The sequence below is a fragment of the Nocardioides luti genome, assembly GCF_014212315.1.
Classification (GTDB): domain Bacteria; phylum Actinomycetota; class Actinomycetes; order Propionibacteriales; family Nocardioidaceae; genus Nocardioides; species Nocardioides luti.
On record NZ_JACKXE010000001.1, the window covers coordinates 2,863,785 to 2,887,757 of the forward strand.

Here is a 23,973-nt window from a genome sequence, read left to right on the forward strand (position 1 = left end):
GGTGAACGAAGTTGAGTTGATTCGACTCAACTTGTTTGCCACACTCGCAGGGTCCGGTCGTAAGGTCGGGCCCAGCGCATCCAGGTCGCGGCGCGTCGCCGCGAACACCAGACTCACCGGAGGTACCCCCACATGGCACGAGCCGTCGGCATCGACCTCGGCACGACGAACAGCGTCGTGGCCGTCCTCGAGGGTGGAGAACCCACCGTCATCGCAAATGCAGAAGGTGCCCGCACCACGCCGTCCGTGGTCGCGTTCGCCAAGTCCGGCGAGGTCCTCGTCGGCGAGGTCGCCAAGCGGCAGGCCGTCACCAACGTCGACCGCACGATCCGCTCGGTCAAGCGTCACATGGGCACCGACTGGAAGACCAAGATCGACGACAAGGACTTCACGCCGCAGCAGATCAGCGCGTTCGTCCTCCAGAAGCTCAAGCGCGACGCCGAGGCCTACCTCGGCGAGACGGTCACCGACGCGGTCATCACCGTGCCGGCGTACTTCTCCGACGCGCAGCGCCAGGCGACCAAGGAGGCCGGCGAGATCGCGGGCCTCAACGTCAGCCGGATCGTGAACGAGCCGACCGCCGCCGCGCTGGCCTACGGCCTCGACAAGGGCGACGACCAGACGATCCTCGTCTTCGACCTCGGTGGCGGCACGTTCGACGTGTCCCTCCTCGAGATCGGCGAGGGCGTCGTCGAGGTCAAGGCGACCTCCGGCGACAACCACCTCGGTGGTGACGACTGGGACTCCCGCGTCGTCGAGTGGATGGTCAAGAAGTTCAAGGACAACAACGGCGTCGACCTCGCGGCCGACAAGATCGCCAAGCAGCGCCTCCAGGAGGCTGCCGAGAAGGCCAAGATCGAGCTGTCGTCGTCCGCCGAGACCACGATCCACCTGCCCTACATCACCCACGGCGAGTCCGGCCCGCTGCACTTCGAGGAGAAGCTCACCCGCAGCGAGTTCCAGAAGCTCACCGCGGACCTGCTCGACCGCACCAAGGCGCCGTTCCAGCAGGTGCTCAAGGACGGTGGCGTCGCGATCGACAAGATCGACCACGTCGTCCTCGTCGGCGGCTCCACCCGGATGCCCGCCGTGACCGAGGTCGTCAAGGGCCTGCTCGGCGGCAAGGAGCCCAACAAGGGCGTCAACCCCGACGAGGTCGTCGCCGTGGGCGCCGCGCTCCAGGCCGGTGTCCTCAAGGGCGAGGTCAAGGACGTGCTGCTCCTCGACGTCACCCCGCTCTCCCTCGGCATCGAGACCAAGGGCGGCGTGATGACGCACCTCATCGAGCGCAACACCACGATCCCGACCAAGCGCTCGGAGATCTTCACGACCGCCGACGACAACCAGCCGTCCGTCGAGATCAAGGTCGCCCAGGGCGAGCGCCAGATGTGGGCCCAGAACCAGGGCCTCGGCAACTTCGAGCTCACCGGCCTCCCGCCGGCCCCGCGCGGCATCCCGAAGATCGAGGTCACCTTCGACATCGACGCCAACGGCATCGTGCACGTCTCCGCCAAGGACCAGGCGTCCGGCCGCGAGCAGTCGATGACGATCTCCGGCGGCTCCGCGCTGTCGAAGGAGGAGATCGACCGGATGGTCAAGGACGCCGAGCAGTACGCCGAGGAGGACGCCCAGCGTCGCGCGGCCGTCGAGGTCCGCAACCAGGCCGACTCGCTCGTCTACTCGACCGAGAAGTTCCTCGACGAGAACGCCGACAAGGTGCCGGACGACGTCAAGACCGAGGTCCGTGCCGACGTCGACGCGCTCAAGGAGGTCCTCGCGAACGACGAGGCCACCGCCGACGAGCTGCAGGCCGGCGTGTCCAAGCTCGGTGAGTCCAGCCAGAAGATGGGCGCCGCGATGTACGCCGCCGCCGAGGCCGAGCAGGCCGCGGCCGGGGGCACCACCGGCTCGACGGGCGAGGCCGACGACGACGTCGTCGACGCCGAGATCGTCGACGAGGAGCCGGCCGGCGACAGCACCGAGGGCGAGACCAAGTGACCTCCTCCCCCGAGGACCACGTCACGCCGGAGCCGCCGGGCACCGACCCGGCGGCCCCGGAGGGCTCGGACCCGACCACCGCGCAGGGCTTCGGCGACGCGGCCGGCGAGATGGCCAACGAGACCGAGGTCGAGGGCGAGTCCTCGTCGACCGAGGGTTCCCCCGAGGCCGACGAGCTCACGGTCACCCGGATGGAGCTGGCGGAGCGGACCACCGACCTCCAGCGCCTCCAGGCCGAGTTCCTCAACTACAAGCGGCGCGTCGACCGGGACCGCGACCTGTTGCGCGAGAACGCGACGTACGCCGCCCTGGTGCCGATCATCGAGGTGCTCGACACCATCGACCGGGCGCGCGAGCACGCCGAGCTGGACGGCGGTTTCAAGACCGTCGCCGACCAGCTCGAGCGGGTCGTCAGCTCGGTCGGGCTGACGAAGTTCGGCACGGCCGGCGACGCGTTCGACCCGACCGTGCACGAGGCCCTCTCCCACATCGGCGAGGACCCCGACGTCACGGTCACGACCTGCAAGGTGATCGCCAAGGCGGGCTACCGCATCGGTTCCCGCGTGGTGCGTGCCGCGCAGGTCCTGGTCGTGGATCCTGCCAGCAGCGAGCCGGCCGACCAGCCGACGGACTGAGCGACCGAACGACGACGAGAGAGGGGGTGCGCGGATGAGTGCGACCGACGGCATGCGTGCGGACTGGGCGACCAAGGACTTCTACAAGGAGCTCGGTGTCCAGAAGGACGCCACGGGCGACGAGATCAAGAAGGCCTACCGCAAGCTCGCGCGCGCCAACCACCCCGACTCCCACCCCGGCGACACCGCCAAGCACGAGAAGTTCAAGGCCGTCGCCGAGGCGTACGACGTCGTCGGTGACGCCGAGAAGCGCACGAAGTACGACGAGATGCGCTCGCTCTACGGCAACGGCGGCGGGTTCCGCGGTGGCTTCGGGGGCGGCTTCGGTGGCGGTGGCGCCGGGGGTCACGGCGCCCCCGGCGGCTTCGACATCAACGACCTGCTCCGCGAGCGGGCCGGCGGTGGCGGCGGCTTCGGGGACATGTTCGGCGACATCTTCGGCGGTGGCGGCGGCCGGGCCCGCACCCAGCAGCCCCGCCCGCAGAAGGGCGCCGACGTCGAGACCACCGCGACGATCAGCTTCGGCGACGCCCTCGACGGCGTCACGATCTCGTTGCGGCTCACCTCCGACGCGCCCTGCCCGGACTGCTCCGGCACCGGCGGCAAGCCCGGCACCAAGCCGCACATCTGCCGCGAGTGCGAGGGCGCGGGCTATGTCGTCGCCGGCGTCGGCGGCGCGTTCTCGATGAACGAGACCTGCCCCGGCTGCGGTGGTCGCCAGCTCGTCTACGACGAGAAGTGCCCCACCTGCCACGGCAGCGGCCGCGGCATGTCCGCGCGCTCGATCCAGGCGCGGATCCCCGCCGGCGTCAAGGACGGCCAGAAGATCCGGGTCCGGGGCAAGGGAGCCGCCGGCGAGGCCGGCGGCCCGAACGGCGACCTGTTCGTCACCGTCAAGGTCAGCCCGCACCGGCTCTTCGCCCGCAAGGGCGACAACCTGACGCTGGACGTCCCCGTCTCCTTCGACGAGGCGGCGCTCGGCGCCGAGATCAAGGTCCCGACGCTGTCGGGTGCGCCGGTCACCCTCAAGATCCCCGCCGGCACGCCCAACGGCCGCACCTTCCGGGTGCGGGGCCGCGGCGCCCGCCGGGCCGACGGCACCAACGGCGACCTCCTCGCGACCGTCGAGGTCCAGGTCCCGGCCGTCCTCGACGACGCCGCGCGGGCGGCGGTCGAGGCCTACCGGGAGGCGACGGCGGGCAAGCCCCTGCGGGCCAACCTGTTCGAGGCGGAGTCATGAGGGGCCGCGACCCGTTCGCGGCGCCGGGCCCGGACGCCGCGGTCTACGTCATCAGCGTGGCCGCCGAGCTGACCGGCTTGCACCCGCAGACGCTGCGCACCTACGAGCGGGTCGGCCTGATCACGCCGGGCCGCACCGGAGGCGGCGGTCGTCGCTACTCCCACCGCGACATCGAGCTGCTCCGCCAGATCGCCGACCTCACGGCGTCCGGCATCGGCATCGAGGGCGTCCGCCGGATCATGGACCTCGAGCACCGCGCCCGGGCTCTCGCGGCCCGCAACGAGGAGCTGCTCGCCGAGCTCCAGGCCACCCGCGAGGCCCTGCACCAGGCGCTCGACCAGCGCCGGGCCGACCCGCTCGGCCCGAACAAGCTGCCCGTGCTGCGCCAGCCGGCGCCCGGCCAGTCGATGGTCGTCTGGCGCCGTCGGCCCTGACGCGCCCACGCCACGGCGTCTGCAGTAGCGCCGACTCGATGGGCCCGCGTGTGCAGATGCGCCGACTCGGCGTACTCGCGCGTCTGCAGTAGCGCCGACTCGGCGTACTCGCGCGTCTGCAGTTGCGCCGACTCGGCGTGCCTCAGTCCTGCGGTGCCGCCCACGGCGTCGTGGTCACGCTGACCCCGCGCGCGCCCAGGTCGCCCACGGCGACCGAGAGTCCCTCGGCCGCGCGCTTGCGGCCGGTGCGGTCGGTGCCCTCGTAGCCACCGCGCACCAGCACCTCGGTGCCGTCGGCGCCGGGCACCGCCTCGACCTCGACCGAGGTCCAGTTGATGGTGGCCGAGGCCAGCGAGAGCCAGTCGGTGTAGCGCGCGGTGAAGCCGTCGTCGTCGCTCTTCTTGATCTTGAACTTCGCGCCCTCGAGCCCGGCCTTCAGGCTGGCCAGCACGTCGGCCACCGGCGCCCCGGCGCTGATCCGCATCTCGGGGTGGAAGCTCTTGAGCCTGCCCATGTCCCAGGGCGTCACCGCGGCGCTCACGACGCGCCCCCCTCGTGGAGGTGGGCGGTCCCGAGCGGTGTGGGTGAGGTCATGGCCCCGATCGTGTCACGCAGGGCCAGGGCCGTCCGTGGGCGGTGCGGGGGGTGCCAGCGGGTCGTCGGGGTCCGGCGGCAGGATCGGCGTCGTCGGGGCGATCCCGCCCCGGCCGAGCAGCGCGATCTCGGCCTGCGTCTCGGCGACCTCCTCCTGCAGCTCGATCGGCATCTCCTCGGCCATCCGGGAGATGTTCTGCTGGGAGAGGTCGAGCAGCCGTCGGGCCGCGGGGGAGTCGTCCTCGCCGGAGAACACCCCGTTGAGGGTGGCCTGGCCGGCGTCGATGCGGCGCTGGACGTCCTGCCAGTCGCGGCCGAGCTCGCCGTTGCGGGCCGCCTCGGCGCGCTGCTGCTGGCTCTCGACCAGCTCGCGCTGGGACTCGGCCGCGTCGCGCTGGAGCCCGGCCAGCAGGGACTCGAGCCGGGCGACGTACTCCTCCTCGTGCGCGCTCATGCGTTGGCCGCGCTGGAGGTCGCCCCCTGCAGCAGGTCCTCGAGGATGGCGAGCTTGTCCATGATGCCGGTCTTGGCCTCGGCGAAGTCCTGGATGGCCGAGGCGATCGTCTCGATGATCGTGTAGATCAGCCGCACCTTGTTGATCACGTCCTGGATGTCGCCGTACGCCGTGGCCGCGCCGATCGCCCAGCCGATGACCGGTGTCGCGGCCTCGGCGGCGAGCTTGATCAGCTTGTTGGCGATGAACTGCAGGCCCGCGCCGATGCCCGCGCAGGCCAGCTTGCAGGCCGTCGAGATCGTCTTCACGTAGCCCGAGGCGGTGCCGTAGACCGTGCTCAGCCCGATGCAGGCCTCGGTCATCGTCGTCATCGCGACCCGGAAGGAGTTGCCGGAGAGGCCCTTCCAGGTGTCGGGGGTCTGCGCGACCAGCCCGGCGTGGTTGTGCGCGATCGCGTTGGCGGCGTCACCCGCGTGGCTCCAGGCCTCGGAGCAGCGGTAGATCCCCTCCCAGTCGCCGGCCAGCGGGTGGAAGACGCAGCGGTCGAGGATCGAGAAGCCGATGAACTTCTCCGCGACCCAGTCGATGCTGCCGAGCAGGGCGCCCGCGCTCCAGCGCAGGTCCTGCACGAAGTTCTCCGGGGACTGCCCGGGCACGAGGTAGGACGACGCGTCGGAGACCTCGGTGACGGTGCCGCCGGAGCCCCACTGGCCGAGCGAGTCGATGAGGGACTGCGCGTCGTTGATGCTGTTGCCGAGGTTCTCGCCGGTGGCGTAGGCCTTGGTGATCAGGTTGCCCTCGACCCCGCCGTAGCCGTCCTCGGCGCCGCCGGACGCCGCGCCCAGGGTGGGCCCGCCGAGGTCGGGGTACGGCGAGCTCGCCGTCCCGCCGGGGCCGCCGAGCCGGGCGATCAGCTTGCTGAACGCGTCGCCGACCTTGCCGTCGCTGTCCGCGAGGTCCACCGCGGTGTCGCCGACGGACGCGGCCGTCGCGGTCTCGATGCCGGCGAGCGCCGTCGCGGCCTGGCTGCCGAGGTCGACGGCGACCCGCGACAGCGGGTCGAACATCGAGAGGAGGACGCCGGTCGAGTCGCCGATGTCGGCGTTGGCCGGCAGGTAGGTGGCGATCTTCTGGGCGTGGCCCTGCTGGCGTTCGAGCACCTGCTGGCTCAGGGAAAGCGTCTTGTAGTCGATCGCGATCTCGGTCATGGGGATCCTCGTGCTGGGAAACGGGGCTGCTGGTTCCTTGCCCCGGCCGACGGCGCGCGAAACGCCCCGGCCCGAGGGCCGAGACGTCCCGGTCGTCAGCAGGCGTTGAGGACGATCGTGAAGACGGAGCCGCCCGCCTCGTTCGGCGTGAAGGCGACGCTGCCGCTCTGCGCCTCGGCCAGCGTGCGCACGACGTAGAGCCCCAGCCCGGTGCCGGTCGCGACCGTGCCGGTGGCGCGGGCGTACTCGCGGAACAGCTGGTCGCGGAACTCCGGCGGCACGCCGTCGCCCTCGTCCACGACGTCGATGGCCAGGTGGCTGCCCTGCGGGCGGAGGCGGACGGTGAACGGCGCGCGGCCGTACTTGTGGGCGTTGGCGAGCAGGTTCGACAGCATCTGCTCCAGGCGCAGGGGGTCGGCGCGGACCTGCCGGCCGTCCTCGACGACCAGCTCCACGTCGTACCTGTCCGCGATGAGGTTCTGGACGAGCGCGCGCGGGTCGACCGGCTGCATGTCGATGCGCAGCGTGCCGCGCTGGATCTGGGCGGCGGTGAGCAGGTCCGCGGTGATGCTGTCGAGCATCCGGGCCTGCCGGGCGACCGACGACATCAGCCGGTTGCGCTGCTCGTCGTCCATGTCGGCGGCCGACCACCCGAGCGTCTCGGCGATGCCGTTGATGACCGCGACCGGGCCGCGGATCTCGTGCGCGGTGGTCGCGATCGCGCGCCGGAGCATCCCGACGTCGTCGGCGGTCGAGTCGAGGTAGACCATCACCGACCAGCCCGTGCGGCGCAGCGTGGCGCGCACGTTGCCGCCGTCGAGCTCGATCTCGAAGGACGCGTCGGAGTCGAGGCGGTGGTAGGACACCAGGCTCGCGAGCGCGGGGGAGACCAGGCCGAGCGGGGTGCCGGCCGCCGACGGGTGCCCGAGCAGCCGCTGGGCCATCGCGTTGGCGTAGACGATCCGGAAGAGCGGCTCGTCGGCGAGCTCGAGGATGCCGTACGGCGCCATCCCGAGCGCCTCCCAGGAGGAGACCCGCGAGGCGATGGACGCCGGCGACGACTGCACCCGGCTGTCGGAGGAGGCCGGGGCGGGGGCCGGACGGGTGGGGCTGTCCGCGGCGTGCGGGGCCGTGGCGCCGGCCGTCGAGCCCTCGGCGATGTGGGCGGCCACGGAGGGCAGGTCGGCGTCGGTCTCCGGCGGCGGGACGACCGACAGCGGGCGCGGGGGTCGGGCCACGCCGGAGGTCACGTCGCGCACGTAGGCCAGGATCGAGGTGAGCGAGGCGCCCTTCTGGACGTAGCCGTCCGCGCCGACGGCCATCGCCCGCGCCGACATCTGGGTGGCGCCGAAGCCGGAGAGCACGATGATCTTGGCGGCCGGGCAGAGCCGGCGCAGCGAGGGCAGTGCCTCGAGGCCGTCCATGACCGGCATCGCCAGGTCGAGCAGGATCACGTCGGGGCGGTGGGTGCGGACGACCTCGATCGCCTCGCGGCCGTCGCCGGCCTCGGCGATGACCTCGAAGCCGCCCCGGGACAGGGCCAGGCGGAGCAGGTCGCGCAGGTCCTCGGTGTCGTCGACGATCACGACCCGGTTGGGCTGGGGCTTGGGGGCGGCGCTCATGCGAGGGGCCTCTCGGTGGTCGGGGTGGAGTCGAGGGCGGTCGGGAGGTCGGCGACGGCGGTGCCGGAGGGAGCGGTGCCGGAGGGGGCCGGGCCGGAGGGAGCGGTGCCGGCGCCCTGGGCCGCGCCGAGGACGGCCGGGGCGCTGCGCAGGAGGGCGATCTTGAAGTGCTCGCTGCCGAGCAGGTTGGTGATGATCCGGCTGGCGGAGTCGATCGAGCTCGTGAGGGCCTCGTTGGCCTTCTCGGGCTGGTGCAGGTCGAGCGCGAGCTTGGCGACGACCAGCCCCTGCAGGACGCTGTCGTTGAGCTCGAGCGCCTGCTGCTCGCGCTTCTGCAGGTCCTCGAAGAGCTGGGCGCCCTGCATGAGCGAGGAGTAGTTGCGGCGCAGCGTCCAGTAGTAGATCGCCACGATCGCGCCGACGGCGTCCCAGATCGCCAGCGGCCAGCCCCAGGCGGTCCGCATCGCCAGCCCCTGGCTGTCGTCGAGGCCGAGGCTCGGCAGCAGCATGTGCACCGAGTGCGCGCCGTGGTGGACCGCGCAGGTGAAGAAGATCGCCGCCGTCGCGGCCCCGAGCGGGTTGCTCCGCAGCTGGTGGCTGCGGGCGAGGGGCACCACGATCGCGAGCACGATCAGGAAGTAGGCGATCGCGATCAGGGTGTTGCAGACGAGTCCCACCTGCCAGGACATGGGCATCACTTCCCGGCCGGGCTCATGCCGCGGCCCCGCTCGACGACAGGACACCGAGAAGGAGGACCGAGACGAGCACCCAGGCGCGGGCGGCCGGGTGCCAGAGCGACCAGGGAGCGATCCGCACGCGGGTGCGGCCCTGCTGGAGCAGCCGCGCGCAGGCGGCGGCGGTGACGAGCTCCCACCCGAGCGCCGCGAGGTCCCACGGGCCGACCGCCTCGGGCCCCGGCAGCAGCCCGAAGGGCAGGCCCCAGGTCCGGGTGACCGCCCAGAGCACCACGATCGCGAGGTTGCCGGCGACACCGACGAGCAGCAGCCGCGCCGAGGTGCGGCGCAGCGCGAGGACGGCCCAGCCGAGCTGGGCGAGCGCCGAGGTGGCGAAGAACAGGCCGAGGAGGAGCCCCTCCTCGAAGTGCGCCGGCCCGACGGCGGCGTGCGTCCCGGCCGCGGCGGCGCTCCCGACCAGCGCGGCGGGCAGCAGCAGCCGGGACGCCGCGCCCGACGGCGTACGACGGGGGGTGGGCGGGGCCGCGCGCGGGGCCGCGGGCGCGGGTGCGACGGGGGCGGCGGCGAGGGTGGCGACGGTGCCCGCGGCCAGGCGGGCGCGCAGCTGGCGGACCCGGCGTTCGTGCTCGGTGCGCGGGGCGGCGACCGGCCGGGCGGCGGTGGGGTGGCGCTCGAGGAGCTGGGGGACCAGGAGCGCGGCGAGACCCGCGAACCCGATTCCGAGCAGCGCGTAGTGGATCCCGTGCGCCACCGCAGCGGCGCTGCCCGTCGTCGACCAGGCGATCATCCGTGTCCTCCGCCCACCCCCGCCCCCCGGTGGTGTCCTGTTCTCGGAGGGTAGGGGGCGCGCGGCGGCTTCGCCGGGGCTTCGCGAAAAGATCGGACGACCGGTCACCGGTGGCATAGTCCGGGCGTCACCGGACCTGGCCCGGACGGTCGGTGGCCGGTGCCGGCTGCGGCACACCTCACCAGAGTTGAGTGGAACAGACTCAACTTCTGGCGCGTTGCCATCGATGACGAGCACACTGGGTGCCCGTCGCGCGACCGCACCAGGAGACAGACCCATGAACCAGTTCGGGGCCGACAAGTTCACCACCCGGAGCCGCGAGGTCATCGAGGCCGCGCAGGTCTCCGCCACCACCGCCGGTAACACCGCCACCGAGCCGATCCACCTCCTCGTCGCCCTGCTCCGCCAGGCCGACGGCACCGCCCGCACCCTCGTGACGAAGGCCGGCGTGGACGCCGACGCCCTCACCGCGCAGGCCGAGACGGTCCTGGCCGCCCTGCCGAAGGCGAGCGGCGCCACCGTCCAGCAGCCCGGCGCCTCCCCGTCGCTGACCCGGGTGCTCGCGGGTGCCCTCGACCTGGCGCGGGGGCTCAAGGACGACTACGTCGCGACCGAGCACCTGCTGATCGCGATCGCGGGCACCGAGAGCTCCGCCCAGAAGGTCCTGACCGGGGCCGGCCTCAGCGAGCAGGGCCTGCGCGAGGGCCTGACCGCCGTCCGCGGCAACCGCCGGGTCACCAGCCAGGACGCGGAGTCGACGTACGAAGCCCTGGAGAAGTACTCCGTCGACCTCACCCAGGCGGCCGAGGACGGCCGCCTCGACCCCGTCATCGGCCGCGACGCCGAGATCCGCCGGGTCGTGCAGGTGCTCAGCCGGCGTACCAAGAACAACCCCGTCCTCATCGGCGAGCCCGGCGTCGGCAAGACGGCCGTCGTCGAGGGGCTCGCCCAGCGCGTGGTCGCCGGCGACGTCCCCGACTCCCTCAAGGGCCGCCGGGTGCTGAGCCTCGACCTGGCCGCGATGGTGGCCGGCGCGAAGTACCGCGGCGAGTTCGAGGAGCGGCTCAAGGCCGTCCTCGAGGAGATCAAGGACGCCGGCGGGCGGGTCATCACCTTCATCGACGAGCTGCACACCGTCGTCGGCGCGGGCGCCGGGGGCGACTCCGCGATGGACGCCGGCAACATGCTCAAGCCGATGCTGGCGCGCGGCGAGCTGCACATGATCGGCGCGACCACGCTCGACGAGTACCGCGAGCGGATCGAGAAGGACCCGGCCCTCGAGCGCCGCTTCCAGCAGGTCTTCGTCGGCGAGCCCAGCGTCGAGGACACCATCCAGATCCTGCGCGGCATCCAGGAGAAGTACGAAGCCCACCACGGCGTCCGGATCACCGACGCCGCGCTGGTGGCGGCCGCGACGCTGTCCGACCGCTACATCACCGGCCGCCAGCTGCCAGACAAGGCGATCGACCTCATCGACGAGGCGTCCTCGCGGCTGCGGATGGAGATCGAGTCCTCCCCGGAGGAGATCGACCAGCTCCGGCGCCAGGTGGACCGGCTCAAGATGGAGGAGTTCGCGCTCGCCAAGGAGAGCGACGACGCGTCCGTCGAGCGGCTGGCCGTGCTGCGCGCCGACCTCGCCGACCGCGAGGAGGAGCTGCGCGCCCTCGACGCCCGCTGGGAGCAGGAGAAGGCCTCCCTTGAGGGCGAGGGCGAGCTGCGCCGCCAGCTCGACCAGCTGCGCGTGGAGATGGAGCGCCTCGAGCGCGAGGGCGACCTCGAGAAGGCCAGCGAGATCCGCTACGGCCGGATCCCGGCGCTGCAGACCCAGATCGAGCGGGCCGCCGAGGCCGAGAGCCAGGCCACCGAGCGGCTGGTCGGCGAGGAGGTCGGCGCCGAGCAGATCGCGGACGTCGTCGAGGCGTGGACCGGCATCCCCACCGGCCGGATGCTGCAGGGCGAGACCGCCAAGCTGCTCGAGATGGAGGCCGTCGTCGGCGAGCGGCTGATCGGCCAGCACGCCGCGGTCAACGCGGTGTCCGACGCCGTACGCCGCTCCCGCGCCGGCATCAGCGACCCGAACCGGCCGACCGGCTCGTTCCTCTTCCTCGGCCCCACCGGCACCGGCAAGACCGAGCTGGCCCGCGCGCTGGCGGACTTCCTCTTCGACGACGAGCGGGCGATGGTCCGCATCGACATGAGCGAGTACTCCGAGAAGCACGCGGTCTCCCGCCTGGTCGGGGCGCCTCCGGGCTACGTCGGGTACGACGAGGGCGGCCAGCTCACCGAGGCGGTCCGCCGCCGTCCGTACTCCGTCGTGCTCCTCGACGAGGTCGAGAAGGCGCACCCCGAGGTCTTCGACATCCTGCTGCAGGTCCTCGACGACGGTCGGCTGACCGACGGGCAGGGCCGCACCGTCGACTTCCGCAACACCCTGCTGATCCTCACCAGCAACCTCGGCTCGGCCTACCTCGTCGACCCGACGCTGGACCCCGAGAAGAAGCGTGAGTCGGTGCTGTCGGTGGTGCGCTCGTCGTTCAAGCCCGAGTTCCTCAACCGGCTCGACGAGATCGTGCTGTTCGACGCGCTGACCCGCGACGAGCTCGCGAAGATCGTCGACCTGCAGCTGGCGCTGCTGGAGCAGCGGCTGGCGGTCCGCCGGATCACGATCGAGGTCAGCGCGGACGCGCGGGCCTGGCTCGCCGAGACCGGCTTCGACCCGGCGTACGGCGCCCGGCCGCTGCGCCGGCTGATCCAGACGGCCATCGGCGACCCGCTCGCGCGGCTGCTGATCGCCGGCGAGGTCGTCGACGGGGGCACGGTGCGCGTGGAGCGCGGCGAGGACGGGCTGGCGCTGACGGCCGCCGCCAAGGGCTGAGGCGCGGCCTGAGGGCGGGTGCGTGACCGGGTGTCTGTTGGAATGGACGCATGACGGACCCCGCCACGCCGCCGCCCCGGCCCCGCCAGGTCACGCTCGCCGCGTGGCTCATCATCCTGGGCTCGGTGGTCGTCGTGCTGACGGTCTTCGAGCGGATCGCGGGCCTGCAGAGCCTGGAGACGCAGGACGCCGTCGAGCGGTTCCTCGCGGAGCCGCCCGGCGCCGACCTCGGCCTCGGGGTGCAGGGCGTGCTCGACGTGCTGCGCACGCTGGCGATGGTGGCCGGCGGGTGCGCGACCGCGGCCGCGATCCTGGGCTACCAGGTGCTGCGCCGGAACCGCGCGGCCCGCGTGGGCCTGTCGGTGCTGGCACTGCCGCTCTTCGTGTCCGGGATGGCGACCGGCGGCTTCATGTCGTCGATCGTCGTGGCGGCCGCGGTGATGCTGTGGTTCCAGCCGGCCCGCGACTGGTTCAACGGCATCGCCCGCGAGCCCCGGCCCGAGCCGGAGCGGCCCGCGGCCGCCCAGCAGTCGGCGCCGACGTCCCCGGTCGAGACCGGCCCGCGCGCCTACCCCGGTTTCGGCTCGGCGCCGTCGCCCGGGCCCGCCGGCGGCTTCAGTGCGCCGGTGGCCCCGCACCCGGCGTACGCGCCGCAGGGGCAGGTCACCCGGCCGACCACCGTCCTGTGGGCGTGCGTGCTGACCTGGGTCTTCGCCTCGCTGGCCGTGCTGGTGATGGCGAGCAGCATCGCGGTCCTCGCGACCAGCCCCGACCTGGTCTTCGACGAAATCCGCAAGAACCCCGACCTGGTGGACCAGGGCGTCTCCGACGCGATGCTCGTGCAGGCGACCTACGTCGTGGGCGGGGTGATGATCGCCTGGGGCCTGGTGGCGATCGCGCTGGCCACGCTGACCTTCCGGCGACGGGCCTGGGCGCGACTGCCGCTGGCCGTCTCCGCCGGCATCTCCTCGGGGCTCTGCCTGGTCGCCACCCTCGGCCAGCCGCTGATGATCCTCCCGCTCTGCGCCAGCGTCGCCACCCTGGCGCTCCTGGTCCGCGACGACACCAAGGCGTGGCTCACCCGCCCCTGACCACCACCGAGTCGGCGCATCTGCAGACGCAGGGGGTGCCGAGTCGGCGCATCTGCAGACGCAGGGGGTGCCGAGTCGGCGCATCTGCAGGTGAAGAAGCGACGGGTCGGTCAGGCGTGCAGGTCCGCGCTCGCGAGGCGGGCCAGGCCGTCCCGGATCACCCCGGGCTCCTTGCAGAACGCCCAGCGCACCAGCTGGCCGCCCGGCCCCGCGCCGGTGGGGTCGTCGTGGAAGACCTGCGAGGGGATGGCCACGACGCCGGCACGCTCGGGCAGGGCGAGGCAGAAGCTCAGGCCGTCCTCCCAGCCCAGCGAGGAGATGTCGGAAGTGGCGAAGTAGGTGCCCTCGGGGACGCGGACGTCGAGCCCGACGTCGGCGAGACCCGCGCACAGCAGGTCGCGACGGGCCTGCAGGTCGCGGGCCAGCGCCGCCGGCCAGTCCGGCTCCTCGTCGAGGGCGTGCGCGACCGCCGGCTGCAGCGGCGAGCCGGAGGTGAAGGTGAGCCACTGCTTGGCGGCCAGCACCGCGCCGACCAGGTCGGCCGGCCCGGTCGCCCAGCCGACCTTCCAGCCCGTGAACGAGTAGGACTTGCCGGCGCTGGACAGGGTGAGGGTCCGCTCGAACATCCCCGGCAGCGTCGCCAGCGGCACGTGCTCGTGGTCGTCGAAGGTCAGGTGCTCGTAGACCTCGTCGGTGATGACGACCAGGTCGTGCTCGACCGCCACCTCGGCGACCGCGGTCAGCTCCTCGCGGGTCAGGACCGTGCCGGTCGGGTTGTGCGGGGAGTTCAGCAGCACGAAGCGGGTGCGCGGCGTGACCGCGGCGCGCAGCTCGTCGACGTCGAGGCGGAAGTCGGGCGCCCGCAGCGTGACGGGACGGCGTACGCCGCCGGCCATCTGGATCATCGCGACGTAGGAGTCGTAGTACGGCTCCAGCACCACGACCTCGTCGCCGGGGTTCACCAGCCCGAGCAGGGCCGCGGCCACCGCCTCGGTCGCGCCCGTGGTCACGCAGACCTGCGCGTCCGGGTCCAGGTCGAGCCCGTAGTGGCGCCGCTGGTGCCGGGCGACCGCCTGCCGGAGGGCGGGTACGCCGGTGCCGGGGGCGTACTGGTTCTGCCCCGACTCGAGGGCGGCCACGGCGCGCGCGATCACGTCCGGCGGGCCGTCGACGTCCGGGAAGCCCTGGCCGAGGTTGACCGACCCGGTGCGCGCGGCCAGCGCCGACATCTGCGAGAAGACGGTGGGGGCGATGCCCTGGAGGCGGGAGGCCAGCATGGGCCCGACCCTAGTCGGCGTAGTCTGCGGGCCGTGACCTCCGACGCCACCCTCGCCGCCGACATCGACGCCATCTGCCGCCTGACGGGGGAGTTCACGCTCCGCTCGGGTCAGGTCGCCACGGAGTACTTCGACAAGTACCTCTTCGAGGCGCAGCCGCAGCTGCTCACCCGCGTCGCCGCCCAGATGCTGCCGCTGCTGCCGCAGGACACCGAGCTGCTCGGCGGGCTCGAGCTCGGTGGCATCCCGATCGCGACCATGGTCAGCAGCCACACGGGGACGCCGGCGCTCTTCGTGCGCAAGAAGGCCAAGGAGTACGGCACCTGCAAGCTGGCCGAGGGCCCGGACGTGGCCGGTCGGCGGGTGACGATCATCGAGGACGTCATCACGACCGGCGGTGCGGTGCGCGACGCGACGAACGCGCTGCGCGAGGCGGGCGCGATCGTCGAGGTCGTCGTGTGCGCGATCGACCGCAGCCCCGAGGGGTCGAACCCGCTCGCGGACGTCGGCCTCGAGGTCCGGGCGGTGCTGACGAAGGCGCAGCTCGACGAGGTGCGCGCCCAGGCCGGCTGAGTCAGGCCTCGGCGGAGGCGGTCTCGTCGTCGTCGTGGCCGCGGTGCTTCCAGCCCTCGTAGACGAGCGGGATCACCGTGAAGGCCAGGATCGCGATCATGGCGTAGTCGATGTTCTCGCCGATCGCGGGGAAGGTCGCGCCGAGGAAGTAGCCCAGGAACACGATGCTGATCACCCACGCGACGGCGCCGACGGCGCTCCACGTGAAGAACTTGCGCCGCTCCATCTGGGTGACGCCGGCGACGACGGTGATGTAGGTCCGCACGAACGGCACGAAGCGGCCGATGACCAGGGCCTTGTTGCCGTGCTTGTCGAAGAACGAGTCGGTCATGTCGAAGTACTTGCGCTTGAGGATCTTGCCGTTCCGCTCGTAGAGCGGTGGCCCGATCTTGCGCCCGATCTCGTAGCCGACGACGTTCCCGAGGAAGGCCGCGCCGGTCAGCAGCACCACCGCGATCACCAGCTCGATGAGGGGCGTGCCCACGCCCAGCACGGTGATCTGCTCGCCGGCGATGAAGAGGCCGAGGGCGAACAGCAGCGTGTCACCGGGCAGGAACGGGAAGAACAGCCCGCACTCGACGAAGACGATCGCGAGGCTGACCCAGATGAAGGCGCCGCCGAACTGGTCGAGGAGCCACGCGGGGTCCATCCAGGTGATGCCGAGCAGGAGAGGGTCCAGGGCGGGCAGCGCGGTCACGGCACGAGCCTAACCGGGGTTGCCTGACCAGCACCTGACATTCCCCCGCGCGCCTGTCGGCCGTAGCCTGCACGCGTGCCGGACCCCGAGCTGCCCGACGTCCCCGGCCCGGACCGGCGGGCGCCGTACGACCCCATGCCGCACGGTCCCGCCGAGGTCGGCGTGGGGCCGTGGGAGGGCCCGTGGCCGCAGGGTGGGGAGTACGACGCGCAGCTGCTCGCCGAGGGCGACCGCCGCAACGTGGTCGACCGCTACCGCTACTGGTCCGTCGAGGCGATCGTCGCGGACCTCGACACCCGGCGCCACGACTTCCACGTGGCCATCGAGAACTGGCAGCACGACTTCAACATCGGCACGATCGTGCGCTCGGCCAACGCGTTCCTGGCCGCCGAGGTGCACATCGTGGGCAACCGGCGCTGGAACCGGCGCGGCGCGATGGTCACCGATCGCTACCAGCACGTCCGGCACCACCCGACGGCGGCCGACCTGGCGGCGTACCTCCACGACGCCGAGGGCGGTCCGGTCGCGCTGCTGGGCATCGACAACCTCCCCGGGTCGCGACACCTCGAGACGATGGAGGTGCCGCGCCGGGTCTGCTTCCTCTTCGGGCAGGAGGGGCCGGGGCTGTCGGAGGGCGCCCGCGAGGCCTGCGACGGCACCTTCTCGATCGCGCAGTTCGGCTCGACCCGCTCGATCAACGCCTCGGCCGCGGCCGCCATCGCGATGCACGCCTGGGTCCGGGCGCACGCCGACCTGTCGGCCGACGACGCCTGGCGGGGCTGAGGCTCAGCTGCGGGTGCGCGTGTAGCAGACGATCACGTGGTCGCCGAGCTTCCAGGCCGTCTCGCTCCGGTAGGTCCAGCGGAAGCGCTCGCCCGAGGTCTTCCCGGGGCAGCGGCGCAGGCCGGCACGGTCGAGGGCGGCGGTGTCGTAGCCCCCCTTCTTGACGAAGGTGCCGGTCGCGCGCCACACGTGCGTGCGGGCGCAGCTGGTGGTCACGACGTCGCTGGTCAGGCAGCGCGCCACCCGGTCGGCGTGCGGCAGCCCGCCGAGCACCGGGCGCCGGTCGCGCCGCAGCTCGAGCACGTGCGTCCCGGCCCGCAGGGTGAGGTCACAGCGGAGCCAGCGGGCACCGTGCTCACGCTGGGCGCGGGTGGGCTTGAACCAGAACCAGCTGTACGCCGACAGGTCGCGGACCCGGGCCGTGCGGCCGAGCACCCGGTCGACCGCGGGCTGGCAGGCGCGGGTCACGACCCGGCCCAGCTTCTCGTCCGAGGCGTCCCAGTCCACGCCGGCGGGCAGCCGGGGCACCGCGACGGTCCGCACGGTGTGGGAGCGACGGCAGCTGATCGGGCGGGTGGAGTTGGAGACGGCGGCACCCTGGGCGTAGGTGATCGTGCGGCACGCCCCGACCCGGGGCTGCTGGTAGCCGGGCCCGTCCTGCCGGGCGCTCGCCGCGCTGCTGGTCGTCGCGGCCGTGGCCGTGGTGCCGGGCACGACGCCGAGCAGGGCGACCGTGGTGGCCAGGACGGCGGCCAGGCTGGCCAGGACGGTGGCGGGACGGGACACACGCATGAGGACTCCCCGGGATCGTGACGACGCTGGTGTCGTCGCACCGTACGACGCCCGGTCGTCACTTTTTGTTGTCCGACGACTCAGCCGCGTGTCCCGCGGCCCGGCTCGGAGTCGGCGAGCACGGTCTCGAGGGCCGCGAGCCCGCGGGAGCTGTGGCTCTTGACCGTGCCCTCGCTGATGGCGAGCTCGGCGGCCGCCTCGCGCACCGACAGCCCGAGCCAGTGCCGGAGCACGACCACCTTGCGCTGCTGGAGCGGCAGCGCCTGGAGGGCGTCGAAGAGCGCCGAGCGGTCCTCGTACGACGGCCCGGTGCTCGCGGCCGGGTCCCGGTCGCCCAGCCCGACGCTCTCGCGGCGGTGCGGGCGGCGGGTCTCGTCGATGTGGGCGCGCACGATGATCTGCCGGACGTAGGCCTCCTCGCGGCCGTCCCGGCGGATCCGCGGCCACGCGACGTAGAGCTTGACCAGCGCGGTCTGCAGGAGGTCGTCGGCCTGGTGCCAGTCGCCGCACACGGCGTACGCGATCCGCCGCAGGTGGGTGCGCCGGGCCGCGACGAACGCGGTGTAGGCCTCGTCCCGAGAGGGGCGGGTCACCGCAGACCCTCGCCGGAGGCGTACTGGGCGCGGGCCTGGTCGAGGAGCTCGGCGAAGGACGGGCCGCCCGAGCTGCGGGCCGGCGTCGTGATGACGTCGAGCGCGCCGTCGAGGACCCGCCACACCACGAAGTAGGTGAAGCCGTCCTCGCCGGCGCGGACCAGCGCGGCGCCCGTCGGGTCGCCCGGCCCGGCGAACGAGTCACCGAGCTGCGGGTCGTCGGTGCGCTGCAGGACCTCGCTGCCCGGGCTCGCGACGACGGCACCGGCGCCGTTCAGGCGCAGGGTGTCGGGCCAGCCGCTCCCGCCGGCGCCCTGGCCGCTGTCGACGGCGACCTGGTCGGCGACGTACGCCGCGAAGTCGGCCCAGCCGTTGCTCGGCTCGGACGTGCTCAGGGTGGTGCCGAGCGGTGCGGGCCGCTGCTCGATGATCACCCACGACCGCTCGCCGCGGAAGGTGACGTCGAGGGCGTCGGAGAGCTTCGGGGCCCGGTAGTCGTAGGGGTTGTCGATGCGTTCGTGGACCGTGACCCCGGGCCGGATCTCGAGCTCGCCGTCGACGTAGCGGACCACGTCCTTGCCGCGCCAGGGCTCGGCGGCCGGGCCGGTGGCCGCCGGGGACGGCGAGGACGTCGCGCTCGAGGGCGCCGGCGGATCGGTGGCGACGCCCGGTCGCTGCGAGGTGGGGTCGCCCCCGCGGCCGGCGGCCCAGGCGGTGCCGCCCACGGCGACCACGACCGCGAGGCCCGCGGCGACGCCGGCCACGCGGCGGCGGGCCAGGGCACGCCGGCCGGCCGACAGCGACGCGTCGAGCGGTCGCTGCTCGGGTCCCTCGCCGAACGAGTGCTCGAGCGCCTCGGTGATGCTGCTCCTGCTGTCCATGCCGTTCTCCTCCGGGTGTCTTCCTGCTGCTTCTACGCAGCGCCGGGGTGATCGGTTGTCACGGTCGGAGTCCTCGCCTCAGCGCCGCTCGAGGTCGGTGAGCAGCCGTCGGTGCACGAGCTCGATGACGGCCTCGCGGGCGGGCAGGTCGGCGAGGAGGTACGCCGTCCCGAGCAGGCCCCGCGGCGCGAACGACACCCGCTGGGTGACCCGGCACCGCGTCTCGCCGAGCGGGGTGACCTCGGTGTGCAGCAGGACGGAGCCGGGGGAGCGGAGGTCCGCCTCGAGCACGAGGCGCCGGGCGCCGTGGTCGGCCTCGACCACCCGCCAGAAGCCGGCCGTGTCGCCGGTCGAGAGCACCGGCGTGCCCGGCGGCCGCCAGCGGCGACCCTCCCCGCCGACCAGGCGGTCGACGGCACCGCGGAAGACGAAGGGCGCGGCGTCGACGTACCACTGCGGGCGGTCCTGGCCGGACGCGACGACCGGCCAGGCGCGGTCCGCGGCGAGGTCGACGTCGCTGCGGCGTCCCGAGGAGTGGAGGCTGGTCCGGCGGCGCATGGCCCGACCGTACGCCCCACCCGCGTGGAGCCCGTCCCGGTCGGCCCTGCTGCGACCCGCGGGTAGCCACTAGGGTTGGCCACGTTCGCTGGCAGTCCCTCCCGAGGAGCCCCGCATGCCCATCGCCACCCCCGAGATCTACGCCGAGATGCTCGACACGGCCAAGAAGAACGCCTTCGCGTTCCCGGCCATCAACGTGTCGTCCTCGCAGACCCTCAACGCCGCCCTCAAGGGCTTCGCCGACGCCGGCTCGGACGGCATCATCCAGGTCTCGACGGGGGGCGCGGAGTACCTCTCCGGGCCGTCGGTCAAGAACATGGTCACCGGCTCGGTCGCGTTCGCGGCGTACGCCGCCGAGGTGGCCAAGGGGTACGGCGTGAACATCGCGCTGCACACCGACCACTGCCCCAAGGACAAGCTCGACGGCTTCGTCCGGCCCCTCATCGACATCTCCGCCGAGCGGGTCGCCCGCGGCGAGGCGCCGCTGTTCCAGTCGCACATGTGGGACGGCTCGGCCGTGCCGCTCGACGAGAACCTCGAGATCGCCCAGGAGCTGCTCGCCAAGTGCGCCGCGGCCCACATCATCCTCGAGGTCGAGATCGGCGTCGTCGGTGGCGAGGAGGACGGCGTCGCGAACGAGATCAACGACCAGCTCTACACGACCCCCGAGGACGCCCTCGCGACCGTCGAGGCCCTCGGTCTCGGGGACGCCGGTCGCTACATGGCGGCGCTGACCTTCGGCAACGTGCACGGCGTCTACAAGCCCGGCAACGTGAAGCTGCGCCCGGAGATCCTCAAGACCGCCCAGGAGGCCGTGGTCGCCAAGCTCGGCCTCGAGTCCGGCTCGAAGCCCTTCGACCTGGTCTTCCACGGTGGCTCGGGCTCGACCGCGCAGGAGATCAGCGACGCGGTCGACTTCGGCGTCGTGAAGATGAACGTCGACACCGACACGCAGTACGCCTTCACCCGGCCGGTCGTGGCACACATGTTCGAGAACTACGACGGCGTCCTCAAGGTCGACGGCGAGGTCGGCAACAAGAAGGCCTACGACCCGCGTGCCTGGGGCAAGGCCGGCGAGGCCGGGATGGCCGCGCGCGTCGTCGAGGCCTGCGAGAACCTCCGCTCGGCCGGCAAGTCCGTCTCCTCCTGACGCGTTCCGCCTGACGCCGCGGGACGGCATGCGGAGGGGCAGGGGTCTGCTCCGTCCGCATGACGTCCCGGGGCTCGGCGCCATCGGGTGCCGGCGGCCGGTCAGCCGGCGTCGGTCACCCAGCGCGCGAAGTCCGCGGGCGCGACGTTGCTGCCGCAGAGGATCGTGGCGACCGTGCGACCCCGGAACCGGTCCGGCTGCTCGAGGACCGCGGCCACGCCGAGGGCCGCGGCCGGCTCGACGACGAGGCCCGCGTGGGTGTGCAGCAGGCGCATCGCCTCGACGATGCCGGCCTCGCTGACCAGCAGCGCGTCGGCGACGACCTCCTGCAGGTCGGCGAGCACCTCCGGGATGACGTAGCGCCCGGCGACGCCGTCGGCGATCGTGTCCGGGGCACCGACCTCGACGACCCGGCCGGCGCGCAGCGCGAGCGTCATCGCCGGGGCCTGCTCGGGCTGCACGGTGACCACCTCGACGGTCGGGCGCAGCTGCTGCAGGGCGAAGCCGACCCCGGAGGCCATCGCGCCGGCGCCCAGCGAGACCAGGACGGTGTCCGGGGCCAGGTCGGCGGGGAGCCCCGCCAGCTCGACCCCGATCGTCGCCGCGCCCTCACAGGTGGCGAGGTCGAGGCTGTCCTGCACGAGCGACGCCCCGGTGGAGTCCGCGTGGTGGCGGGCCGCCGCGAGCGCCTCCTCGATGCCGCCCTCGACGAGGACCACCTCGGCCCCGAGCGAGCGCATCCGCGCCAGCTTGAGCGGGTTCGCGGCCGACGAGGCGACGACCGTCACCCGCAGGCGGCGCCGCCGGCCGCCGAGGGCCAGCGCCTGGCCGAGGTTGCCGGCGCTCGCGCAGACCACCTCGCCCAGCGGACCCGCCTCCTGCAGACGGGCCAGCGCCGTCTCGGTGCCGCGCCCCTTGAACGAGCGGACCGGGTTGAGCGTCTCGACCTTGAGCACCACCCGGCAGCCGAGGGCCTCGCCGAGGGGGTCACAGGGGTACTGCGGGGTGTCGAGGAAGACCGGGTCGATCTGCTCGCGGGCCCGGTGGATCCGCTCGAGGTCCAGCCGCACCGCGACCTGCTACTCCGAGGCCGGTGCGGCGGGGGCGGGCGCGGCGGCGTACCCCGCGTGGCGGGGCCGCTCGAAGAACAGCACCGCGAGGAGCCCGAGCACCAGCACCGCGGGAGGGAGCAGCATGGTCTGGGCCATGGCGTCGCTGAACTTCTGCGCGATCGCGGCCGGCACCGTGCCGGAGCCGCCCTCACCCTGGAAGGACGGCAGGCCCTGGGCCGCGAGCCGGGAGTCGATGAGCACCGCGATGGCGGCCGAGCCGAGGACGGCGCCGACCTGCCGGGTGGCGTTGTAGACGCCGGCTCCCGCGCCGGCCTGGTGGATCGGCAGGTTGCGGGTGGCGGTGGCGCTGTTGGGCGCCCAGACGAAGGCGTTGCCGATGCCGAGCAGCACCATCGGGAGCAGGATCGACCAGACGGCGGAGTCCGGGGTCATCACCGCGGACAGCCAGACCAGCGACGCGATGATGCCGGCGAAGCCGAAGCTGGTGAGCAGGCGCGGGTGCACGCGGTCGGTGAGGCCACCGACGAGGCGGGCGAGCACGATCGTCATGAGCGCCATCGGCACGAGCAGCAGGGCCGACTGCGTCGGGCTCCAGCCGCGCACGACCTGGGCCCAGATCATGATCGGGATCGCCATGGCGGTGATCGCGAAGCCCATCGCGGAGATCGCGACGTTGGCGAGCGAGAAGTTGCGGTCGCCGAAGAGGTCGAGCGGCACCAGGGGCTCACGGGTGTTGCGCTTCTGCCACAGGACGAAGACGCCGAGCACCACGAGGCCGGAGGCGATCGCGAGCACGACCCAGGTGTTCCAGGAGTACTGGTGGCCCTCCTGGATGCCGAAGACCAGCAGGAACATGCCGGCCCCGCTGAGCGCGACGCCGAGCAGGTCGAAGCTGTGGGTGTTGGTGTCGAGCGTCGGGACGAGGCGCCAGGCCAGCGCGAAGGCGATCAGGCCGACGGGGACGTTGATGAAGAAGATCCACTCCCACCCGAGGCCGTCGACGAGCACGCCGCCGAGGATCGGGCCGACCAGCGTCGCGACCCCGGCGGTGGCGCCCCACAGCGCCATCGCCGCACCGCGGCGGGCGGCCGGGAAGATCCGGGTGATGATCGCCATCGTCTGCGGCGTGATCATCGAGGCGCCGAGACCCTGGACCACGCGGGCGACGATCAGGCCCTCGACGGAGTTGGTGAGCCCGCACCACAGCGAGGCCAGCGTGAAGACGGTGAGGCCGGCGAGGTAGAGCCGCTTCGGGCCGAACCGGTCACCGAGCCGGCCGGTGATGAGGACCGGGACGGCGTACGCGAGGAGGTAGGCGCTGGTCACCCAGACGACGTTGTTCACGTCGGTGCGGAGGTCCTCGATGATCGCGGGCGTCGCGACCGAGACGATGGTCGAGTCCACGAGGATCATGAAGAAGCCGAGGCACAGCGCGAAGAGTGCGGGCCAGGGGTCCTTCTCCTGCGCGGGGGCGGCGTCGGTCGCCGGCGAGGTCGGTGCGTGGGTCATGGGAACAGTCAACACCCGACCGTGGACAATGCCTTCCATGAGTCACGTAGACCTGATGGCCGGTCCGCCCCCCACCCACCTCCCCGTCGACCCGTGCGCCGCGGAGCTCGAGGGCGGTGCTGCGGCCGTCGACGTCGTGCGCCGCACGCCCGCCTCCCCGTTCGCCTGGGCGGCCCTCGCGCAGGAGGCCCGTGACGGCGGTGCCGACGACGTGACCGTCTACGCCTACTCCCGCGTCGGCTACCACCGCAGCCTCGACATGCTCCGCCGCAACGGCTGGAAGGGCCACGGCCCGGTCCCGTGGGAGCACGAGCCCAACCGGGGCTTCCTGCGCTGCCTGGCCCTGCTGGCCCTCAGCGCCCGCGCCATCGGCGAGGGCGACGAGTGGGACCGGTGCTCGGAGTTCCTGCGCGACTCCAGCGCGACGGCGTACGCCGAGCTGCTGGGCTGACGC

24 protein-coding genes are annotated in these 23,973 nt (G+C 72.9%); 10 read left to right on the forward strand and 14 right to left on the reverse strand.

Translation table 11 applies throughout. The annotated features are described in order from the left end of the window. Window positions 1–132: 132 nt before the first annotated feature. From dnaK to H5V45_RS13610, 4 genes are read left to right on the forward strand one after another with little or no spacing between them, the layout of a single operon-like run. The gene (dnaK, locus tag H5V45_RS13595) at window positions 133–1,998 is read left to right on the forward strand and encodes a molecular chaperone DnaK (protein WP_185253424.1); all 1,866 of its coding nucleotides are present in this window, start codon (window positions 133–135) and stop codon (window positions 1,996–1,998) included. Continuing rightward, window positions 1,995–2,633, forward strand: coding sequence for a nucleotide exchange factor GrpE (gene grpE / locus H5V45_RS13600; RefSeq protein ID WP_343061554.1), 639 nt, complete (start codon window positions 1,995–1,997; stop codon window positions 2,631–2,633). The genes dnaK and grpE overlap by 4 nt, the downstream gene beginning before the upstream one ends. Window positions 2,634–2,667: 34 nt before the next feature. Beyond that, window positions 2,668–3,873, forward strand: coding sequence for a molecular chaperone DnaJ (gene dnaJ / locus H5V45_RS13605; RefSeq protein ID WP_185253425.1), 1,206 nt, complete (start codon window positions 2,668–2,670; stop codon window positions 3,871–3,873). After that, on the forward strand, window positions 3,870–4,307 hold the full coding sequence (locus H5V45_RS13610; RefSeq protein WP_185253426.1) for a heat shock protein transcriptional repressor HspR: 438 nt from the start codon (window positions 3,870–3,872) through the stop codon (window positions 4,305–4,307). Before dnaJ ends, H5V45_RS13610 begins: the two co-directional genes overlap by 4 nt. A 142-nt stretch (window positions 4,308–4,449) precedes the next feature. On the opposite strand, the gene H5V45_RS13615 is transcribed toward H5V45_RS13610, so the two are convergent. From H5V45_RS13615 to H5V45_RS13640, 6 genes are all read right to left on the reverse strand, one after another. Then, complete coding sequence (locus H5V45_RS13615; protein ID WP_185253427.1) at window positions 4,450–4,848, reverse strand: hypothetical protein; 399 nt, start codon at window positions 4,846–4,848, stop codon at window positions 4,450–4,452. 66 nt (window positions 4,849–4,914) lie between these two features. Beyond that, window positions 4,915–5,355 carry a hypothetical protein gene (locus H5V45_RS13620; RefSeq protein ID WP_185253428.1) on the reverse strand — a complete coding sequence of 147 codons (441 nt, stop codon included), beginning with the start codon at window positions 5,353–5,355 and terminating at the stop codon, window positions 4,915–4,917. Further along, window positions 5,352–6,563 carry a hypothetical protein gene (locus H5V45_RS13625; RefSeq protein WP_185253429.1) on the reverse strand — a complete coding sequence of 404 codons (1,212 nt, stop codon included), beginning with the start codon at window positions 6,561–6,563 and terminating at the stop codon, window positions 5,352–5,354. Before H5V45_RS13625 ends, H5V45_RS13620 begins: the two co-directional genes overlap by 4 nt. Window positions 6,564–6,658: 95 nt before the next feature. Then, entirely contained in the window at window positions 6,659–8,185 is a 1,527-nt protein-coding gene (locus tag H5V45_RS13630; RefSeq protein ID WP_185253430.1) for an ATP-binding response regulator, read from the reverse strand. Then, the gene (locus H5V45_RS13635; RefSeq protein WP_185253431.1) at window positions 8,182–8,874 is read right to left on the reverse strand and encodes a hypothetical protein; all 693 of its coding nucleotides are present in this window, start codon (window positions 8,872–8,874) and stop codon (window positions 8,182–8,184) included. The genes H5V45_RS13630 and H5V45_RS13635 overlap by 4 nt, the downstream gene beginning before the upstream one ends. A gap of 22 nt (window positions 8,875–8,896) precedes the next feature. Beyond that, the gene (locus H5V45_RS13640; protein ID WP_185253432.1) at window positions 8,897–9,667 is read right to left on the reverse strand and encodes a hypothetical protein; all 771 of its coding nucleotides are present in this window, start codon (window positions 9,665–9,667) and stop codon (window positions 8,897–8,899) included. 277 nt (window positions 9,668–9,944) lie between these two features. Between H5V45_RS13640 and clpB the strand changes: the two genes are divergently transcribed. After that, window positions 9,945–12,542 (forward strand): ATP-dependent chaperone ClpB, encoded by a 2,598-nt coding sequence (gene clpB, locus H5V45_RS13645; RefSeq protein ID WP_185253433.1) that lies wholly within the window; start codon window positions 9,945–9,947, stop codon window positions 12,540–12,542. A gap of 50 nt (window positions 12,543–12,592) precedes the next feature. Next, window positions 12,593–13,633: a hypothetical protein gene (locus H5V45_RS13650; protein ID WP_185253434.1), complete on the forward strand. Its 1,041-nt coding sequence runs from the start codon at window positions 12,593–12,595 to the stop codon at window positions 13,631–13,633. A 110-nt stretch (window positions 13,634–13,743) separates the two neighbouring features. On the opposite strand, the gene H5V45_RS13655 is transcribed toward H5V45_RS13650, so the two are convergent. Beyond that, window positions 13,744–14,910, reverse strand: coding sequence for a pyridoxal phosphate-dependent aminotransferase (locus tag H5V45_RS13655; protein ID WP_185253435.1), 1,167 nt, complete (start codon window positions 14,908–14,910; stop codon window positions 13,744–13,746). Window positions 14,911–14,943: 33 nt separating this feature from the next. On the opposite strand from H5V45_RS13655, the gene pyrE reads away from it, so the two are divergent. Further along, window positions 14,944–15,483 (forward strand): orotate phosphoribosyltransferase, encoded by a 540-nt coding sequence (gene pyrE / locus H5V45_RS13660; RefSeq protein WP_185253436.1) that lies wholly within the window; start codon window positions 14,944–14,946, stop codon window positions 15,481–15,483. Window position 15,484: 1 nt separating this feature from the next. Here pyrE and H5V45_RS13665 read toward each other — a convergent pair whose 3' ends face one another. Further along, entirely contained in the window at window positions 15,485–16,180 is a 696-nt protein-coding gene (locus H5V45_RS13665) for a DedA family protein (RefSeq protein ID WP_343061555.1), read from the reverse strand. A 135-nt stretch (window positions 16,181–16,315) separates the two neighbouring features. Between H5V45_RS13665 and H5V45_RS13670 the strand changes: the two genes are divergently transcribed. Next, window positions 16,316–16,963, forward strand: a complete 648-nt coding sequence (locus H5V45_RS13670) for a TrmH family RNA methyltransferase (RefSeq protein WP_185254650.1) — start codon at window positions 16,316–16,318, stop codon at window positions 16,961–16,963. A 3-nt stretch (window positions 16,964–16,966) separates the two neighbouring features. Here H5V45_RS13670 and H5V45_RS13675 read toward each other — a convergent pair whose 3' ends face one another. From H5V45_RS13675 to H5V45_RS13690, 4 genes are all read right to left on the reverse strand, one after another. Further along, window positions 16,967–17,755: a septum formation family protein gene (locus H5V45_RS13675; protein WP_185253437.1), complete on the reverse strand. Its 789-nt coding sequence runs from the start codon at window positions 17,753–17,755 to the stop codon at window positions 16,967–16,969. Between the two features lie 80 nt (window positions 17,756–17,835). Next, on the reverse strand, window positions 17,836–18,348 hold the full coding sequence (locus tag H5V45_RS13680) for a SigE family RNA polymerase sigma factor (RefSeq protein ID WP_185253438.1): 513 nt from the start codon (window positions 18,346–18,348) through the stop codon (window positions 17,836–17,838). Continuing rightward, window positions 18,345–19,229, reverse strand: a complete 885-nt coding sequence (locus H5V45_RS13685; RefSeq protein WP_185253439.1) for a hypothetical protein — start codon at window positions 19,227–19,229, stop codon at window positions 18,345–18,347. The genes H5V45_RS13680 and H5V45_RS13685 overlap by 4 nt, the downstream gene beginning before the upstream one ends. A gap of 78 nt (window positions 19,230–19,307) precedes the next feature. Further along, window positions 19,308–19,787 carry a DUF2867 domain-containing protein gene (locus H5V45_RS13690; protein WP_185253440.1) on the reverse strand — a complete coding sequence of 160 codons (480 nt, stop codon included), beginning with the start codon at window positions 19,785–19,787 and terminating at the stop codon, window positions 19,308–19,310. Between the two features lie 115 nt (window positions 19,788–19,902). On the opposite strand from H5V45_RS13690, the gene fbaA reads away from it, so the two are divergent. After that, a complete protein-coding gene (gene fbaA, locus H5V45_RS13695; RefSeq protein ID WP_185253441.1) occupies window positions 19,903–20,937 on the forward strand; it encodes a class II fructose-bisphosphate aldolase in 1,035 nt (344 codons plus the stop codon). Between the two features lie 101 nt (window positions 20,938–21,038). On the opposite strand, the gene H5V45_RS13700 is transcribed toward fbaA, so the two are convergent. After that, on the reverse strand, window positions 21,039–22,007 hold the full coding sequence (locus tag H5V45_RS13700) for a pyridoxal-phosphate dependent enzyme (RefSeq protein ID WP_185253442.1): 969 nt from the start codon (window positions 22,005–22,007) through the stop codon (window positions 21,039–21,041). A gap of 9 nt (window positions 22,008–22,016) precedes the next feature. After that, window positions 22,017–23,519: a DHA2 family efflux MFS transporter permease subunit gene (locus H5V45_RS13705; protein ID WP_185253443.1), complete on the reverse strand. Its 1,503-nt coding sequence runs from the start codon at window positions 23,517–23,519 to the stop codon at window positions 22,017–22,019. Between the two features lie 37 nt (window positions 23,520–23,556). Here H5V45_RS13705 and H5V45_RS13710 point away from each other — a divergent pair, with 37 nt between their 5' ends. Then, on the forward strand, window positions 23,557–23,970 hold the full coding sequence (locus H5V45_RS13710; protein WP_185253444.1) for a DUF3151 domain-containing protein: 414 nt from the start codon (window positions 23,557–23,559) through the stop codon (window positions 23,968–23,970). Window positions 23,971–23,973: the final 3 nt, after the last annotated feature.